This window comes from Mycobacterium sp. ENV421, assembly GCF_002887815.1.
Lineage (GTDB): Bacteria > Actinomycetota > Actinomycetes > Mycobacteriales > Mycobacteriaceae > Mycobacterium.
In genome coordinates this window covers 1-14,420 of sequence record NZ_PDHO01000024.1, presented here as the reverse complement: position 1 = coordinate 14,420, position 14,420 = coordinate 1, and the positions used below count along the sequence as shown (strand labels likewise).

Annotated in this window: 18 protein-coding genes; 11 read left to right on the top strand and 7 right to left on the bottom strand. The window is 65.9% G+C overall.

The annotated features are described in order from the left end of the window. Position 1: 1 nt before the first annotated feature. Positions 2–1,456 carry an MFS transporter gene (locus CRM90_RS22575; protein ID WP_102809168.1) on the bottom strand — a complete coding sequence of 485 codons (1,455 nt, stop codon included), beginning with the start codon at positions 1,454–1,456 and terminating at the stop codon, positions 2–4. 65 nt (positions 1,457–1,521) lie between these two features. Between CRM90_RS22575 and CRM90_RS22570 the strand changes: the two genes are divergently transcribed. Next, the gene (locus CRM90_RS22570) at positions 1,522–2,334 is read left to right on the top strand and encodes an acyl-CoA thioesterase domain-containing protein (RefSeq protein WP_102809167.1); all 813 of its coding nucleotides are present in this window, start codon (positions 1,522–1,524) and stop codon (positions 2,332–2,334) included. 1 nt (position 2,335) lies between these two features. Here the strand turns inward: CRM90_RS22570 and CRM90_RS22565 are convergent, their stop codons facing one another. Next, positions 2,336–3,487, bottom strand: coding sequence for a DmpA family aminopeptidase (locus CRM90_RS22565; RefSeq protein ID WP_102809166.1), 1,152 nt, complete (start codon positions 3,485–3,487; stop codon positions 2,336–2,338). 331 nt (positions 3,488–3,818) lie between these two features. On the opposite strand from CRM90_RS22565, the gene CRM90_RS22560 reads away from it, so the two are divergent. From CRM90_RS22560 to CRM90_RS22540, 5 genes are read left to right on the top strand one after another with little or no spacing between them, the layout of a single operon-like run. Next, a complete protein-coding gene (locus CRM90_RS22560) occupies positions 3,819–4,667 on the top strand; it encodes a sulfurtransferase (RefSeq protein WP_102809217.1) in 849 nt (282 codons plus the stop codon). A gap of 2 nt (positions 4,668–4,669) precedes the next feature. After that, entirely contained in the window at positions 4,670–4,906 is a 237-nt protein-coding gene (locus CRM90_RS22555) for a hypothetical protein (protein WP_102809165.1), read from the top strand. Beyond that, positions 4,903–5,673, top strand: coding sequence for a potassium channel family protein (locus tag CRM90_RS22550; protein WP_502693304.1), 771 nt, complete (start codon positions 4,903–4,905; stop codon positions 5,671–5,673). Before CRM90_RS22555 ends, CRM90_RS22550 begins: the two co-directional genes overlap by 4 nt. Continuing rightward, entirely contained in the window at positions 5,670–6,866 is a 1,197-nt protein-coding gene (locus tag CRM90_RS22545; RefSeq protein WP_102809164.1) for a thiolase family protein, read from the top strand. Before CRM90_RS22550 ends, CRM90_RS22545 begins: the two co-directional genes overlap by 4 nt. Then, entirely contained in the window at positions 6,863–7,306 is a 444-nt protein-coding gene (locus CRM90_RS22540) for a Zn-ribbon domain-containing OB-fold protein (protein ID WP_102809163.1), read from the top strand. Before CRM90_RS22545 ends, CRM90_RS22540 begins: the two co-directional genes overlap by 4 nt. Before the next feature lie 48 nt (positions 7,307–7,354). On the opposite strand, the gene CRM90_RS22535 is transcribed toward CRM90_RS22540, so the two are convergent. Beyond that, positions 7,355–7,540: a long chain fatty acid-CoA synthetase Faa4p gene (locus tag CRM90_RS22535; RefSeq protein ID WP_102809162.1), complete on the bottom strand. Its 186-nt coding sequence runs from the start codon at positions 7,538–7,540 to the stop codon at positions 7,355–7,357. A gap of 173 nt (positions 7,541–7,713) precedes the next feature. Between CRM90_RS22535 and CRM90_RS22530 the strand changes: the two genes are divergently transcribed. Both CRM90_RS22530 and CRM90_RS22525 read left to right on the top strand, forming a co-directional pair. After that, positions 7,714–8,115, top strand: coding sequence for a DUF1801 domain-containing protein (locus CRM90_RS22530; protein ID WP_102809161.1), 402 nt, complete (start codon positions 7,714–7,716; stop codon positions 8,113–8,115). Between the two features lie 81 nt (positions 8,116–8,196). Beyond that, the gene (locus CRM90_RS22525; RefSeq protein WP_142391429.1) at positions 8,197–8,985 is read left to right on the top strand and encodes a hypothetical protein; all 789 of its coding nucleotides are present in this window, start codon (positions 8,197–8,199) and stop codon (positions 8,983–8,985) included. Positions 8,986–8,998: 13 nt separating this feature from the next. On the opposite strand, the gene CRM90_RS22520 is transcribed toward CRM90_RS22525, so the two are convergent. Genes CRM90_RS22520 through CRM90_RS22505 form a run of 4 tightly spaced genes read right to left on the bottom strand, consistent with a single transcriptional unit; the run spans position 8,999 to position 11,344 of the window. Then, positions 8,999–9,277: a cytochrome C oxidase subunit IV family protein gene (locus CRM90_RS22520; RefSeq protein WP_102809159.1), complete on the bottom strand. Its 279-nt coding sequence runs from the start codon at positions 9,275–9,277 to the stop codon at positions 8,999–9,001. A gap of 2 nt (positions 9,278–9,279) precedes the next feature. Next, positions 9,280–9,891 (bottom strand): cytochrome c oxidase subunit 3 family protein, encoded by a 612-nt coding sequence (locus tag CRM90_RS22515; RefSeq protein ID WP_102809158.1) that lies wholly within the window; start codon positions 9,889–9,891, stop codon positions 9,280–9,282. After that, positions 9,888–10,643, bottom strand: coding sequence for a hypothetical protein (locus tag CRM90_RS22510; protein ID WP_102809157.1), 756 nt, complete (start codon positions 10,641–10,643; stop codon positions 9,888–9,890). The genes CRM90_RS22515 and CRM90_RS22510 overlap by 4 nt, the downstream gene beginning before the upstream one ends. Continuing rightward, positions 10,640–11,344, bottom strand: a complete 705-nt coding sequence (locus tag CRM90_RS22505) for a hypothetical protein (protein WP_102809156.1) — start codon at positions 11,342–11,344, stop codon at positions 10,640–10,642. The genes CRM90_RS22510 and CRM90_RS22505 overlap by 4 nt, the downstream gene beginning before the upstream one ends. A gap of 112 nt (positions 11,345–11,456) precedes the next feature. Between CRM90_RS22505 and CRM90_RS22500 the strand changes: the two genes are divergently transcribed. The 3 genes from CRM90_RS22500 (at position 11,457) to CRM90_RS22490 (ending at position 14,407) form a co-directional block, all read left to right on the top strand. Further along, positions 11,457–12,071 (top strand): TetR/AcrR family transcriptional regulator, encoded by a 615-nt coding sequence (locus CRM90_RS22500; protein WP_102809155.1) that lies wholly within the window; start codon positions 11,457–11,459, stop codon positions 12,069–12,071. 165 nt (positions 12,072–12,236) lie between these two features. Then, positions 12,237–12,560 carry a hypothetical protein gene (locus CRM90_RS22495; RefSeq protein ID WP_199190004.1) on the top strand — a complete coding sequence of 108 codons (324 nt, stop codon included), beginning with the start codon at positions 12,237–12,239 and terminating at the stop codon, positions 12,558–12,560. 1,229 nt (positions 12,561–13,789) lie between these two features. Further along, positions 13,790–14,407 carry a site-specific integrase gene (locus CRM90_RS22490; protein WP_199190003.1) on the top strand — a complete coding sequence of 206 codons (618 nt, stop codon included), beginning with the start codon at positions 13,790–13,792 and terminating at the stop codon, positions 14,405–14,407. Positions 14,408–14,420 lie beyond the last annotated feature (13 nt).

Genomic DNA, 14,420 nt, shown 5'->3' with positions numbered 1-14,420 from the left:
CTCAGCCCCATTCGTGGTTCATCGCGCGCGACTCGGTGACGTCCTCGGTCGAGGCGACCCGCAGCTTCGGTCGGGTGATCGCGATCAGCAGCATCGCGGCGGCAGCAGTGATCGCGCCGAGGGCGAAGATCACCGTGAAGCTGCTCTCCGGGATGTGGCCGTGGTCCGACCGGCCCAGCAGGACCGCGACGATCGCGGCGGCGATCGAACTGCCGACGGTGCGCGCGATGGCGTTCATGCTTGTGGCGACCCCGGTTTCGCCTGCGTCGACCTCGCGCACAACCAGGGCAGGCAATGCCCCGTAGGCCAGGCTGATGTAGGCGTTGGCCAGTACGCCGGCCATGATCACCTGCCACGGCTGGTGGTGCAGGACGGCAAGCAGTACGAACCCGAGGACGCCGGCCGCGGCGCCCACCATCAACACCGCGCGGGCACCGAAGCGGTCGATGTAGCGGCCGCTGGCCACCGCGGTCAGGAACCCGGCGAGAGCGCCGGGCAGCAAGAACACGACGCTGGCCCCGAGCACCGTCGCGCCGAAGCCGTAGCCGCTACCGGCGGGCGCCTGGACGAAGTCGGTCAGCCCGAGGAACGCGAAATACAGGCCCATTCCGACCAGGATCGTCGCGAGATTGGTCAACAGGATCGGGCGGCGCGACAGCATCGCCGTCGACACCAAGGGGTGCGGGCTGCGTCGCTCCCACCACCACCAGGCGCTCAGCACCGCCAGCCCCGCGGCCAGGCAGCCGACCGTGCGTGCCGATACCCAGCCCCAGCCGTGACCCTGGGTGATCGCCAGCAGCACCGCGGACAGACCCAACGCCAGCCCGGCCGCACCGCCCCAATCGACGGTCCCCGCCGAACTTCGCGGGCGGGTCGGCAGGACGGCCAGCACGGCGATGATCACCAGCACCGTGAACACCGTCGTCAACCAGAACACCCGGTGATAGCCGGCGTCACCGCGCATCAACAGCCCGGTGACGACCAGGCCCATGCCGCCGCCGAATCCGAGCGAGCCGGACAGCACCGCCATCGCCCGCATGAGGCGGTCGGGGGGCAGCTCCTCGCGCAGGATGGACACCCCGATCGGGTACAGCGAGTACGACGCGCCCTGCAACACCCGCGCGGTGATCAGCAGCGGAAGCGAGGACGTCAGCGCGGCCAGCAGCGAGCCGGCGAGCACGATCCCCAGGACCGCCAGCAGCACCCCCTTTTTGCTGTACAGATCGGCAAGGCGACCGATGAGGGGAGTGGTCGCCGCCGCCGCGAGAAGGTTGGCCGTGACAGCCCAGCTGACGTCGACCGGGGACGCATGCAGCTGTCGGGCCATCACACCCAGGACCGGCACGACGCCGGTCTGCAACACCGCGACGGTCAGGGCGACGACGCTCAGTGTGGCCACGAGCGGCCCCGGCCGGTGATACCCGGCGCCGGCATGGGGGGCTTGGAGGTCGCGCACGAGTTGATTATGCGGGCTAACCACCGAGTGCCGGACGCCGGAGGGGGCTGTGCGAGGATGCCCGGATGGCCACCCGACCGGCGCATTTCATTTCCGATCCCGACGGCAACTTCCATCCGACGGAGAATGCCCGCAGCCGCTGGGGTGACGACATGCTCAACGGGCCCGCTGTGGTCAGCCTGGCCGCGTTCACCCTCGAGCAGCGGTTCGGCCTGCCCGAGTTCCTGCCGGCCCGGCTCACCGTTGACCTGTTCAAGGCGGCACGCCGGGTGCCGACGACGGTGCGTGTCCGGCTGATTCGTGACGGCAGGCGGATTCGAAACTCGGAATGCGACGTCCTTCAGGGCGAGGCGATCGTCGCGCGGGCGACGATGGTGCAGTACCGGCTGTCCGAACCGCCGCCCGGCGAAGAGTGGATGGCCCACGCCGAGTTCACCCCGCCGACCGGTGGCGACCGGCACGGCTACTTCATCGGCAGTGACGATGTCGGCTGGCTCGCCGACGGAGGCGCGCACCAGAACACCTCACGCAAGCGCGTCTACCACTGCCCGATCGATGTGGTCGCCGGTCACGACATCACGCCGTTCGTCCGCACCGTCGTCGTGGCCGAGGCCACCAGCCTGGTCAGTAACCTCGGCACCAAGGGCATCGGCTACATCAACGGTGATCTCACCGTCGCGCTCTCCCGATTGCCGCAGTCGGAACACATTGGGGTGCAGGGCGATTCGCACTGGACGTCGGACGGCATCTCGGTCGGTGCCGGGACGCTGTTCGACGACGCCGGCCCGTTTGCGACGGGTCTGGTCACCGCGATCGCCAACCCGGCGGCTCAGATCGACTTCAGCAAACCTGACACGATCCCGACGCTTAACGTCTGAGTCACAGCAGCGCGCGCAGGCGGTCGTGCGGGAGTGCGGGGGAGCGATGCCCGTCGCGACCGACCATGTCGGCGTTGACCACCAACGCATTGAGGACGGCCTCCTCCACGCTGTGCACGACCGCGGCATAGAAGTCGTCCATCCGGCCCCACGGCAGGAACCGCAGGTGGCCGAATTCGTCGTCGCCGACTGGGCCGACGGGGAACCGGCTGGCCAGATCCGGTGCGTCGGCGGTCGAGAACGCCAGGAAGATGTCTCCGGAGAAGTGGCTGCCGGTGGTGCCGGTGCGGGCCAGCCCGAGCGGCACCCGTCGGGCCAGTGCCTTGCACTGCCCGGGTAGCAGCGGTGCGTCGGTGGCGATCACGACGATCACCGAACCGGCTCCGGGCGGCGGCCGGGTGAGGTCGCGCTCGAACCAGTCGCCGTCGAGCGGATTCTCGACATCCAAGTGCGGGCCGACGAGACGTCCGGACACGGTGAGTTCATGGCGCGCACCGAAATTCGCCTGGACAAAGGCGCCCACGGTAAAGGTGTGACTGCCGTACCGCACCAGCCGGGACGCAGTTCCGTTGCCGCCCTTGAACTCATAGCAATTCATCCCGGTGCCGCCACCGACCGACCCCTCCGCCACCGGGCCGCCGGTGGCGTGGTCCAGTGCCGCTTCGGCGTGTTCGGGGCGCACATGCCCGCCGTTGATGTCATTGAGGTAGCCGTCCCACGTCTCGGCGCACACCGGCAGCAGCCACTGACGGGCCAGCACCGGATCGATCCGGTTGACCCAGGAGATCACACCCGCGTGACAGGCACCGACGGCATGCGTATTCGACAGCAGCACAGGAAGATTGAAGGCGCCGGACTCCTCGATCCAGGTGGTGCCGGTCATCTCGCCGTTGCCGTTGAGGGAGAACCAACCCGCGGCGCATGGCCTGCCGAGGCCGGCCCGGCCGCGGGGCAGGATCGCGGTGACGCCGGTGCGCACCGGGCCGCTTCCCACGATCAGCTCTCCGTCGCCGGCCAGCAGGGTGGTCACACCGACCTCGACGCCGGCCACATCGGTGATGGCGTTGAGTGGGCCTGGTTCGCCGGCGAGCGGGATGTCCAGTCCACGAGCGCGAGGCCGGCCGTCGGCGGTGAATGCCGCTGGAGACGTCATCCGGCCGACCCTACCGTCGGCTACCGGACGAGGACGTCCGAGAAAACCACGGACGCCGGGGAAGGCTCGATGACCTTCCCCAGCGCCGCCTGGCGTTCGCACCACACCCCCCATAGCCGTGGTGCGAACCATCAGGCGATTCCGGCGCCCCCCGTCGGAACCCGTGTGTCGTCTGATGCTGTAGCAAAGTTATCGGGCCGATATCGACGTGCGCACGCGTAGTGCACTACTCGATTTCAGCTTCTTCTCAGGTTGACCACCTGGTGCCTGCGTCGACGCGCGCGCGAGGGCATGATCATCGGTGCCGACCGACGACGAACGGGGAGACTCGATGACTGGGCGCGCTGACGTACTGATCACCGCTGAAGCGCTGGTCAATCGATTGGCAGCCGGTGATCCGGTGACCGTTCTCGACGTGCGGTGGACCTTGAGCGAGCCGGACGGGCGACAGCACTACCTGCAGGGCCACGTTCCGGGCGCGGTGTATGTATCGCTCGACGACGACCTGAGCGACCACACGGTGCCCGGCCGCGGACGACACCCGCTGCCGTCCGGACCTGCGGTGCAGGCCGCCGCGCGTCGGTGGGGGATCCGCGCGGGGCAGACCGTGGTGGTCTACGACGACTGGAACCGGGCCGGCTCGGCACGGGCCTGGTGGGTGCTGACGGCGGCGGGCATCCCGGACGTCCGCATTCTCGACGGCGGCTGGGCGGCCTGGAAAGCGGCCGGTGGGCATGTCGACACCGGCCCGGTCGAACCACCTCCGGGCGACGTCACGGTGGCCCACGACGATCTGTACGCGGGTGCGCTGCCCACCTTGACCGCCGACGAGGTCGGCAGCGGGCCGTTGCTGGATGCCCGCGCGCCGGACCGCTTCCGCGGTGAGGTGGAACCGGTCGACGCGGTGGCCGGGCACATCCCCGGGGCGCGCAACCTGCCGAGTACGGGACTGCTGACCGGGGATCAGAGCTTCATCAGCGACAGCGCCCTGGACGAGCTACTGGCCGCCTGCGACGTCGGCCCCGAGGCACCGATCGGTGTGTACTGCGGATCGGGCATCACCGCGGCGGTGGCCGTCGCCGCATTGACCGCCGCGGGCCGTCAGGCCGCACTGTTCCCGGGCTCGTGGTCGCAATGGAGTTCGGAGCCCGGCCGGCCGGTCGCCCGCGGCGAGCAGTGACGATGGAGACGTTCCTGGTGTACCTCAAAGTGCAGGCGATGTGCCTCGTGTTCGGCATCGTCGGCCCGATATTTTTGGTGGTGTACTTCGCCGCGCAACCCGACCCGACCGTCCGGTGGATGTACTACTGGGGACTGGTGATCACCGCCGTCGACGTGCTGATCGCGCTCGGGCTGACCGACCAGACCATGCGGGCCAAACAGGTGGTGCGCGATCAAGAGGAGGCTCGCAGTTCGTGACCGTGGTCGAACGCGAAACACAGGACGAGACAGCGGTTCCTGAGTCGAGGCTACAGCGGTGGGAGGCACTGGCCGAGTGGCCGCTCGCGGCGTGCGCGGCGGCGTTCCTCGCACTGTTCTCGGTCAAGGTGCTGGGCCGGCCGCAGGGCTTGAACATGCACATCATCCACGGGCTGCTCTTCCTGCTGTATCTGCCGTTCGTGGTCGACTACGTGGCGCGCCTGACTCTGGCCGAGCAGCGCGCGCGGTGGTTCTTCCGCCACGTGCTGGACCTGGTGGTCGTCGTGTTGCCGTTGATGGGCCCGCTGCTGTTGCTGCGCCTGGTCGCCCTGGTGGGGGCCTTGCAGCGGGCCGTCGGTGACGCCATCCGCGGTCGTGTGGTGGCCTACACCGCGTTCAGCGCCGTCCTGCTGGTCTATGCCGCGTCGCTGGCGGTGTTGCAGGTCGAACGGCCCGCTCCGGGAGCCAACATCACGAGTTTTGGCGACGCCGTGTGGTGGTCGGTCACCACGATCACCACGGTCGGCTACGGTGACCTCTACCCGGTGACCGTGCTGGGCAGAATTGTCGCGGCACTTCTGATGATCGGCGGGATCAGCATGGTCGGTGCGATCACCGCCACGATCGCGAGCTGGATCGTGCAGCGTGTCTCGGCGCAGGACAGTGCTCAGCAGGCGGCCACCGTGGCGCACATCGAAAGTCTCCAGGCCGAAGTCGCGCGTCTCGCGGATCTTGTTGCCGCCCAGATGGAGACGAGGACCCGGTGAACCGCGGCCCGTTCGACGGCAAGGCCGTGATCACCGGCGCGGGCAAGTCACAGGTCGGTCGCCGACTGGGCCGCACCGGGCTGGAGCTGACGATCGAAGCGGTCCTGCGCGCGATCACCGACGCCGGGCTCGATGTCGAGGACGTCGACGGCATCGCCAGCTACCCGGGCGCGGTCGCCGCCAACCCGGGCTTCTCCGGCGCCAACGTCACCGAAGTGCGTACCGCGCTGGGCCTGCGAAGCAGGTGGTACATGTCCGGGTTGGAGACGGCGGGCCAGATCGGACCGGTGATCGAAGCCTGTATGGCCGTCACCCTCGGTCTGGCCAACCACGTTGTGGTATTTCGCTCGGTGTGGGAGTCCACCGCCGCGCAGCAGGCAGGCGGCGGCCACGCGTCGGTGCTGCTCGGCGGGGGCGGCAAGCTGCCACCGCAGATGGAGTGGACCGCGCCGTTCGGGGCGCTGTCGGCGGCCAACTGGCTGGCGATGCCGGCGCAGCGATACATGCACGACTTCGGGCTCACCCGTCAACAACTCGGTGCGATCGCGCTCAATGCCCGGCGCAACGCCGGCCGCAATCCCGACGCCGTCTACCGGGACCCGCTCACAATGGAGGATTATCTGTCCGCGCGGATGATCTCGGAACCCTTGTGCCTCTACGACTGTGACGTGCCCTGCGATGGGGCGACCGCGGTCATCGTCTCCCGCAGGGACGCCTGCGGCGGTTTGCCCCGCCACCCGTTGACCGTCGAGTCGGTCGGGCCGGGAATGTTCGAACGGCCAACGTGGGAACAACGTTTCGACCTCACCACGATGGCGGCCCACGATTCGGCCGCCACTCTGTGGGAGCACACCGGGCTACGGCCGCGTGATGTCGACATGGCCCAGCTGTACGACGGCTTCAGCTTCCTGACGGTGATGTGGTTGGAGGCGTTGGGATTCTGCGAACACGGCCGGGTCGGTGAGTTCATCCAGGACGGTGACCGAATCGCCCTCGACGGGCAGCTGCCACTCAACACCAGCGGCGGGCAGTTGTCGGGAGGACGGCTGCACGGCATGGGCTTCCTGCACGAGGCCTGTGTGCAGTTGTGGGGCGAGGGCGGCGAACGACAAGCTCCGCGCACTCCTGAGGTCGTCGCGATCGGTGTCGGCGGCGGTCCCGTCGCGGGCTCGATGTTGGTGAGCAGCCGATGAGCTATCAACGACCAGGGCTACGGCTCGCGCCCAGCCCAACGCCGGAGTCGGAGGCATTCTGGACCGGCGGCCGCGACGGCCACCTCCTGATCAGCCGCTGCCACGCGTGCGGCCATTTCTTTCATCCGCCCGGGCCGGCCTGCTGGCGTTGCCGCAGCACCGATGTCGCACCGGAGAAGGTCTCCGGGCGAGCCACCGTTGCGGCGTTCAGCGTCGACCGGCAACCCTGGATTCCGGGTTTCGAGCCGCCCTACATCGTGGCGATCGTCGAAATCGCCGAGGATCCAGGGGTTCGGCTGATCACCAATGTGGTGGACGTCGAGCCGGCGGACATGCGCATCGGGCTCGAGGTGGAGGTGTTCTTCGAAGATTGGACCGGGTTGTCCGGCGGCGAGGACACCCGAGTGTGGATCCCGCTGTTCCGACCCGTCACGATCTGACAGGCTGCACTCAACCGTTGCGAGGCAACGTGATTGCGGGGATTGCGGTCAGTCGCGGACCCAGACCGAGATGTAGCCGATGGGGATGCCGGTGCGGGCGGCGATGCATTCGCGCGCAGCCAGCTCGACCTTGTCGCGCGCCGTCGCCTCGGTGGAATCGTTGATTTCGGGGATCCGGACAAGCCACCGGTTGCTCTCGAACCGAATATCGATCTCGAAGCACTGACCGGCCATCGGCCGAAGTACCTGGTGGGTGCGAAGACCCCGTTGCGGACGAGTGGAAAAGCCGCGAGTTCTGTAATGAGTACGCATCTTCAAGCTTTCCGAAACGATTCTGGGCCGCGGGAAAAGATACTCTCTGTGACTGGCGAATACAAAATCGCGGTCGGTGCGGCCATGATGACGATATGGCCGACGACGACATCACCGCTTCACAGCGAATCGACGCACGAATTGCCGAATTCGACGATTGGCGAGGCGAGACACTCGCCCGGATCCGCGCCGTCATCAAGCAGGCCGATCCTGAGGTGTTCGAGGAGTGGAAGTGGCGGGGCGTTCCGGTGTGGTCGCACGCCGGAATGATCTGCACGGGCGAGACGTACAAGACCGCGGTCAAGATGACATTCGCCAAAGGTGCCGCACTGCCGGACCCCTCGGGTCTGTTCAATTCGAGCCTCGAGGGGAACACCCGGCGGGCGATCGATTTCCACGACGGCGATGTCATCGACGAGCGTGCGTTGGCGGCCCTCATCCGGTCTGCGGTTGAACTGAACATGTCCTCGAAGCCGCGGTCGGGTAAACGCGGATAACCGACCTTCGGATCACATTGCCGGGCATGAGATCTCAGCAAACAACGCCCGGTGCCCATCACGCATGGCTACGCTTTGCTGATGCCGGGGGTGCGGTTGACGGGGATTCTGGGTGGCCTGGCGGTCGGATTCGGGATCTGGCTGGCCATGGGGATCGGGGGCGCGCAGCCCGCGTCGGCGGCGCCGGCCGGTTCCTCCGACAGGACAACCGCGCACAGTGCGACCAGCGCGCGTGACCACAAGACCACGCCGACGCGCGGGCCGGCGGCCCCTCGAGTGGCCCCCAGCAACGTGAAACGACAGGTCGCGACGGCTCGTCAACCGGCGGCCGCCGCGTCGTCGGCCCGACATCCGCTACGCAACCGGATCGTCATCGTCAAGAACACCCACCTGGCGCTGCCGCTGCAGATGGTGTTCTTCGCCAAACGCGTTACCGGGAATGCCACCTTCACCGAGAACTCCGTCTACGACTTGCAGACCGTCGACCAGTACGACTGGAACAAGCTCACCGGCATCTCGTTCACGCTCCTGCGGCCGGACACCGACGCCATCATGGTGGCCTGGCGATACAACGTGAGCACCCAGATGTTCGAGGTCGGGCCGTACTACAACGTCGATACCGCCAGGATCATGCCGACCGACTCCGAGATCATCTCGGTACCCGTCGGGCAGACATTCACCTTCCACGCCGATTACCAGGGCATCACCGTGCAATACGGAGACACGGCGGTGTACAAGCCGATTCCCGAGGGTCTGCACCCGAATCAGCTGTCTGCGTTCCGGATCAACAGCTGGTTCGGCGGCACCAGCCGGGCACCGAAGACCATCTCGTTCACTCTTGATCTCAAGCCGTGGTGGACCGAGTTGTGACGGTCCGTCAGCACTATCCGCCGGTGAAGTAGACGCCGAGCATTGCCGCGAACACCGCAATCACCCAACCGCTGGTAACGGCCTTGAGCCACACCGGTGCCCGGCGAACCTCCATGAAATGCCAGATCACCAGCTGGGCCTTCGCGGCCGCGATCAGGAGCACGACGGTGGTCACCGTCGCATTGAGCTGATGGGCGGCCCCGCCGTCGCGCGAGACCAGCCACGACACGATGGTGACCGCCGTCAGCAGCGCCCACACGAGGATCAGCGGGTTGCGGATCAACGACGTCATCGTCACCTCATCAAGTAGAACGCGGCGAACAGGACCAGCCACAAAACATCAACCATGTGCCAGTAGGTGGCACCGGTCTCGACGAACGAGATCTTCGGTTGGGCAGCAGTTTTCAGGTTGCGCATGACGAAGCACAGGATGATGAGACCGAGCAGAACGTGGCACAGATGCAGTCCGGTCATCACGAAGTAGAACATGAAGAACAGATTGGTCCCCGGTGTGATGCCCGCGGTGATCTCCGGAATCCACTCGAACATCTTCAGGATCGGGAACACAGCACCCAAGCCCAGCGCGACGGCGAACCGGCGCAGCGCGTCCGCGGAGTTGCCAGCTCGTGCTGCGGTGGTCCCGAGAACCACGAACAACGAACTGGTCAGCAGCACAACGGTATTGATCGCGCCGACGTCCACGTTGAGCCGGGCCTGGCTCTCCAGGAAAAGATCCGGGTTCTGACCGCGGTAGTAGACGTAGCCGATGAAGTAGACACCGAAGATCAGCAGATCACCGATGACGAAGAACCACATGCTCGGATCGCCAGGGATGTGCCACCGCGCGTCGTGGTCCGGGTTGGGGTCGCTGAGGTTATCGAAGCGTCCTTCGGCGACGTCGGTCATACGGTCGCCCCGGCGCGGGGATCACCTGTGGCGGTGTGCAGGTCGGCGTTGTCGAGTTCGGTGTCGGGTTGTCTCTTGATCGACCGGTAGATGCAGGTGTAGACGACCATCTGCCACGAGACGTACAGCACCACGGTGAACCAGAACGTCATCAGCCCGTTCCATGCGAAGGGGCCCGACTTGTTGATCCAGACCGGCGCGGCCATCAGCTCGGTCATGTACTGCCACACGGTGTAGTAGCCCAGCCACTTCGGCAGCACATTGTTCTTGTCGAGAAGGATGGCCAGCCCGAACGCCATCCACATGACACAGAAGCAGCCAAGGGATCCGATGAACGCCAGATAGCCGAAGTCGTAGAGCATCGACAGCACGGCTGGGCTGTAGCCCGGGCGAAAGGCGCCCACGCCGAAGCAGAACATCGGGAACAGCATGCCGACGATGGCGCCGGTGATGGCGCCCATCATCAGCGTGTACCGGAACGCCGGGCTGACCGACATCCGCTTGATCTGCATGAGATACACCGCGTTGGATACCGGCGCGAGTCCGAACGTGAGTGTCAGCAGGACACAGGCGATCAGCAGATTGTGGGACTGCATGAATGCGACGATCTGTGACGCGGGGGCGCTCGGTGATCTCGGCGGCATCATCCAGCTCAACGGCACGAAGACCAGCCCGAACACGTTGAAGAAGAACGGCACACTCCAGAAGGTGATCCATTGGTCGAGCTTGCGGTTCCTGCGTCGTGGTGTCACGCGAGGACTTCTCGCTCGTCGCCCTGCCGATTCACCGCACGCAGGAGTACGACGAACATCACCACGATGTAGGCCGCAAAAGTCAGCAGCCGCAACGTGAATGACAGCGTGCCGTTCCAGGCCAGGGGACCGGTCTTGACCAGAATCGAAAACGCGCTCGGAGCCAGGAGCGCAACGGTGGCGACGTTGAAGTGCGCCGCCCAGCGGGGGAAGATCGGATCGGGGCGCTCATCGAGGTACACGCTCAGCGCGAAGCACAGGTTCTGCACGATGATGGTGCCGACCGGCGCGATGAAGAAGAACCAGGCCATGTCGTTGAGCAGGCTGACCAGTTCGGGATCGCGGTCAGGTCTGAAAGCCGCCAAGCCCCAGCAATAGTCGGCCAGGATGAACGCGGTTGTCCCGACGCCGACGCAGATGATGTAGGCGTAGGTCAGCACCACGCTGGAGGTCGCGACCCGCGAAATCTGGACCGCCGTCACCGCGAAGAGCGGGATCAGGGCACCGGCGATCAGATTGCACAGAATCGCGACGCCGAGCACACCCGTCGCGTTCTCCCGGAAGAACGCCGCAACCTCGTCGGGGGACAAGGTCGGGGACAGCGGCGGGGAGAACACCGGGAACAGTACGTAGGCCAGGGCGAGCAGAGCTGCCGCCGGCGGCGCGGTCCACAGCAGAATGCGCTGGCCTCGTGTGTTCATCGGACTTTTTGTAGCACGTTCGCTGACAGATAACAACGAAACAGGGCGGGTGTTATGGAGAGTTCCTGGTGTTTACCGAGTTTTGGGTGACATCTGTCAGTGAAGCGAACGTGTGCGGCACAATGGAGCCGTGCGAGAGACTGCGACGAGCCGCGAAGCCCAGCGTCGTCGGACGCGTGCGCGTGTGCTCGACGCGGCCATCGTCGAGTTTCAGCGGGCAGGCACCAGTTCGGCCGACATCAATGCCATCGTCGAAGCCGCGGGAGTGGCTCGAAGCACCTTCTATTTCCACTTCCCGACCAAAGAGCATGTCCTGCTCGAGTTGATCCGGCGCGACGAGGACTACCTCGGTGACGAACTCAGTCGATTCCTAGAGACCCGGCATGATTTGGAAGCCGTCCTCGAGGAGATCATCAGGCTCGCCGTCGAGCTCGAGAATCGCTGGGGCGCTGCATTGTTCCGCGATGTCATCAGTCTGTATTTCTCGCCGTCCCTTGCCCAGGACGAGCAGTGGAGCAGACACCCGACGTTCGTATTGCTGGCCGCCGAGATCGAGCGTGCCCGTATCCGCGGCGAACTCTACGACGACGTCGAAGCCTACGACGGCGCCGCGTTCTTCCTCATCGGGCTCCATGCCGTTCTCATCAGTGCCCGGGAGAACGGCCCGGCTCGCGACGTGGTCCTCAAGAAATTCGTGAAGAGCACGCTGCGCAGCCTTCGGCCTTAGCGCCTTTGTCAGTCGCGTGCACTGGGCGGACAGACCGCCGGCTGAAGACCGAGCGAATTCGCCATGGCGTTTTGGTTCTGACATGCATTCACGCCGGAATCGGGTGGGGTGTTGGGGCCTTGGCTGGCTCGGCAGGTGGTGGGCTGTAGGCCGATGGCGATGGGCATGGCGCTTTGGTTCTGGCAGGCGGTCACGCCGGAGTCCGGTGGGGTGTTGGGGCCTTGGCTGGCTCGGCAGGTGGTGGGCTGTAGGCCGATGGCGATGGGCATGGCGCTTTGGTTCTGGCAGGCGGTCACGCCGGAGTCCGGTGGGGTGTTGGGGCCTTGGCTGGCTCGGCAGGTGGTGGGCTGTAGGCCGATGGCGATGGGCATGGCGCTTTGGTTCTGGCAGGCGGTCACGCCGGAGTCCGGTGGGGTGTTCGGACCCTGGCTCGCGCGACAGGTGGCGGTTGGCAGTCCGAGCGAGGTCGTCATCGCGCCTTGGTTCTGACAGGCCGTCAGCCCGGAATCTGCGGGCGTGGTCCCGGTCGAACTGCTTTCCGACTGGTCCTTGTCCGGCGAGCCGGACCCGTTCTGATCGGCGTTCTGATTGTCCGGCGTGGACGGGCTGCTGGTCGACGATGTCTTCGACGCTCCGCCGCTTGTCGGAGCGGGGGTTGTGCAGGGGGCCGGGTTGTACCCGCCGCGTTGGAAGCAATCGGCGGTTGCCGTGCCGGTTGTCCCGAGGGCTCCGAGACCGGCAGCCGAGGCGGTGAACAACACTGCGGTCAGGCAACGGCCCCACACGTCTCGCATCAGCGCTGGCCCCGAGGCGCAGATCTCACAGTGACGAATTCTAACCGGACCCAGACATAATCGTCACAGTGACGAATTCTATTGGGGGCGTAGCCCTTTCGCGGCTCGGGTGCGATCGCACGTTCGCGGATGTCCGGGGTCGGATTGGCGCGCGCGCCGGGGCTCCGTTCATTCATCCACTCGAAGGCGTTGCGGGGGAATGCGATTCGCGAATGCGGAGTCCGAGTCGGGTGGCGGTGTTCCGTCACTGTGACGTAATGATCCTCTTGGGCTGGCGGGGTAGGAGGGCTACCCGGGCGATACTGCCGCGAGAGGGGGGGCGGCATCGGCCCGCCGGGCGGCGTTGGCCGGCGTGGGCCGTGCCGGACCGCCAGTCGGACTATGCCGCCCGCCGCAGCATAAACGTCACAGTGACGAATTGGACCTGCCGGGCTGGAATCCGGGGCCGAGCGGAAGCCGGTCCGCCTCAGCGCTTGTGACCGGATACCGCGGCATGGCGGGCGGGCATTGTCTGTCGCCGGGAACTCGGTATCACCGGCGATATCAGTTCTCGACGAGCAGTGCCTAGGACAGGGCCGAGTGTGCGACACGCGCCGGCGAGCGGAACGCGGGTTGCGGGTGGGCCGGATTCAGACTCCGCCCAGGTCCACGTTTTGCCGATAAGCCACATTATGTCAACTTGTAAGTTGGTTATTCGCATCGGATGCGAATAGATCAGTTTTGGATAACGCTCTCCTGCAAGACCGATGACGTTGCGGCCGAGCAGGTTTCGGCTCTTTTGGGTGCAGAGCCAGCAGGTTGACCTGGAGGCGGCTCCGGTTGGTTGTCGGGCGATGATCCGCTGGCTCGAGCTGGGAATTTGCATCGTTCCTCTGCATGTTCTGCATCTTGAGTGCAGAATCTGCATTCAGTTAGGAGGTCTGGATGGACGATTCGATGGGTCGGCTGGTGTACTTGCCAGCGGGTGCGTCGGGTCCGGATCCCGAGGCGTTCCTGCAGGACGTGCTGACCGGCTGGCGGCGTGCGCAGCTGGCTCAGGGCACCTCTACCGAGACCATCCGCCGACGCCAAGCCCAGGTGCTGCGGATGACCGACTTCGTGGGCACCTTCCCGTGGCAGTGGACTCCCGCCGATGCCGATGACTTCTTCGGTCATCTGCGCGGCGTGCTCAACCGAGCCCATAGCACGGTGCGGGCCTATCAGACCGATGTGAAGCTGTTCCTCGATTACGCGACAAATCCTGCCTATGACTGGAATGAGCACTGCGGTCGGCTGTTTGGCACGGTGTTCAGTCAGGTGATCACCGAGTTCAATCGGGCCAAGCACGTACAGGTCGACGATTCGCGGGCGTTGAAACGGCCCTTCACGCTCGAGGAGCTGCAACAGTTCTTCGACCTGGCGGATCTGGAACCCGAACGGATCCTGCGCGCCGGGCGCAAGGGCGCACTGGCGGCGTGGCGGGATGCGATCGCGTTCAAGACCCTCTACGGATGGGGCCTTTTCTCCAGGGTTCAGTCCCCGTGCGGCAGCGCGGTTCTCTGAGTTTGTGCAGCTT

Excerpts from the sequence above, each read along its gene's own strand:
- CRM90_RS22525 (WP_142391429.1), top strand. The coding sequence starts at position 8,197 with ATGCCGGGGGTGCGGTTGACGGGGATTCTGGGTGGCCTGGCGGTCGGA.
- CRM90_RS22540 (WP_102809163.1), top strand. The coding sequence starts at position 6,863 with ATGAGCTATCAACGACCAGGGCTACGGCTCGCGCCCAGCCCAACGCCG.
- CRM90_RS22490 (WP_199190003.1), top strand. The coding sequence starts at position 13,790 with ATGGACGATTCGATGGGTCGGCTGGTGTACTTGCCAGCGGGTGCGTCG.
- CRM90_RS22560 (WP_102809217.1), top strand. The coding sequence starts at position 3,819 with ATGACTGGGCGCGCTGACGTACTGATCACCGCTGAAGCGCTGGTCAAT.
- CRM90_RS22535 (WP_102809162.1), bottom strand. The coding sequence starts at position 7,540 with ATGGCCGGTCAGTGCTTCGAGATCGATATTCGGTTCGAGAGCAACCGG.
- CRM90_RS22520 (WP_102809159.1), bottom strand. The coding sequence starts at position 9,277 with ATGACGTCGTTGATCCGCAACCCGCTGATCCTCGTGTGGGCGCTGCTG.
- CRM90_RS22530 (WP_102809161.1), top strand. The coding sequence starts at position 7,714 with ATGGCCGACGACGACATCACCGCTTCACAGCGAATCGACGCACGAATT.
- CRM90_RS22505 (WP_102809156.1), bottom strand. The coding sequence starts at position 11,344 with ATGAACACACGAGGCCAGCGCATTCTGCTGTGGACCGCGCCGCCGGCG.
- CRM90_RS22570 (WP_102809167.1), top strand. The coding sequence starts at position 1,522 with ATGGCCACCCGACCGGCGCATTTCATTTCCGATCCCGACGGCAACTTC.
- CRM90_RS22495 (WP_199190004.1), top strand. The coding sequence starts at position 12,237 with ATGGCGCTTTGGTTCTGGCAGGCGGTCACGCCGGAGTCCGGTGGGGTG.
- CRM90_RS22555 (WP_102809165.1), top strand. The coding sequence starts at position 4,670 with ATGGAGACGTTCCTGGTGTACCTCAAAGTGCAGGCGATGTGCCTCGTG.
- CRM90_RS22565 (WP_102809166.1), bottom strand. The coding sequence starts at position 3,487 with ATGACGTCTCCAGCGGCATTCACCGCCGACGGCCGGCCTCGCGCTCGT.
- CRM90_RS22515 (WP_102809158.1), bottom strand. The coding sequence starts at position 9,891 with ATGACCGACGTCGCCGAAGGACGCTTCGATAACCTCAGCGACCCCAAC.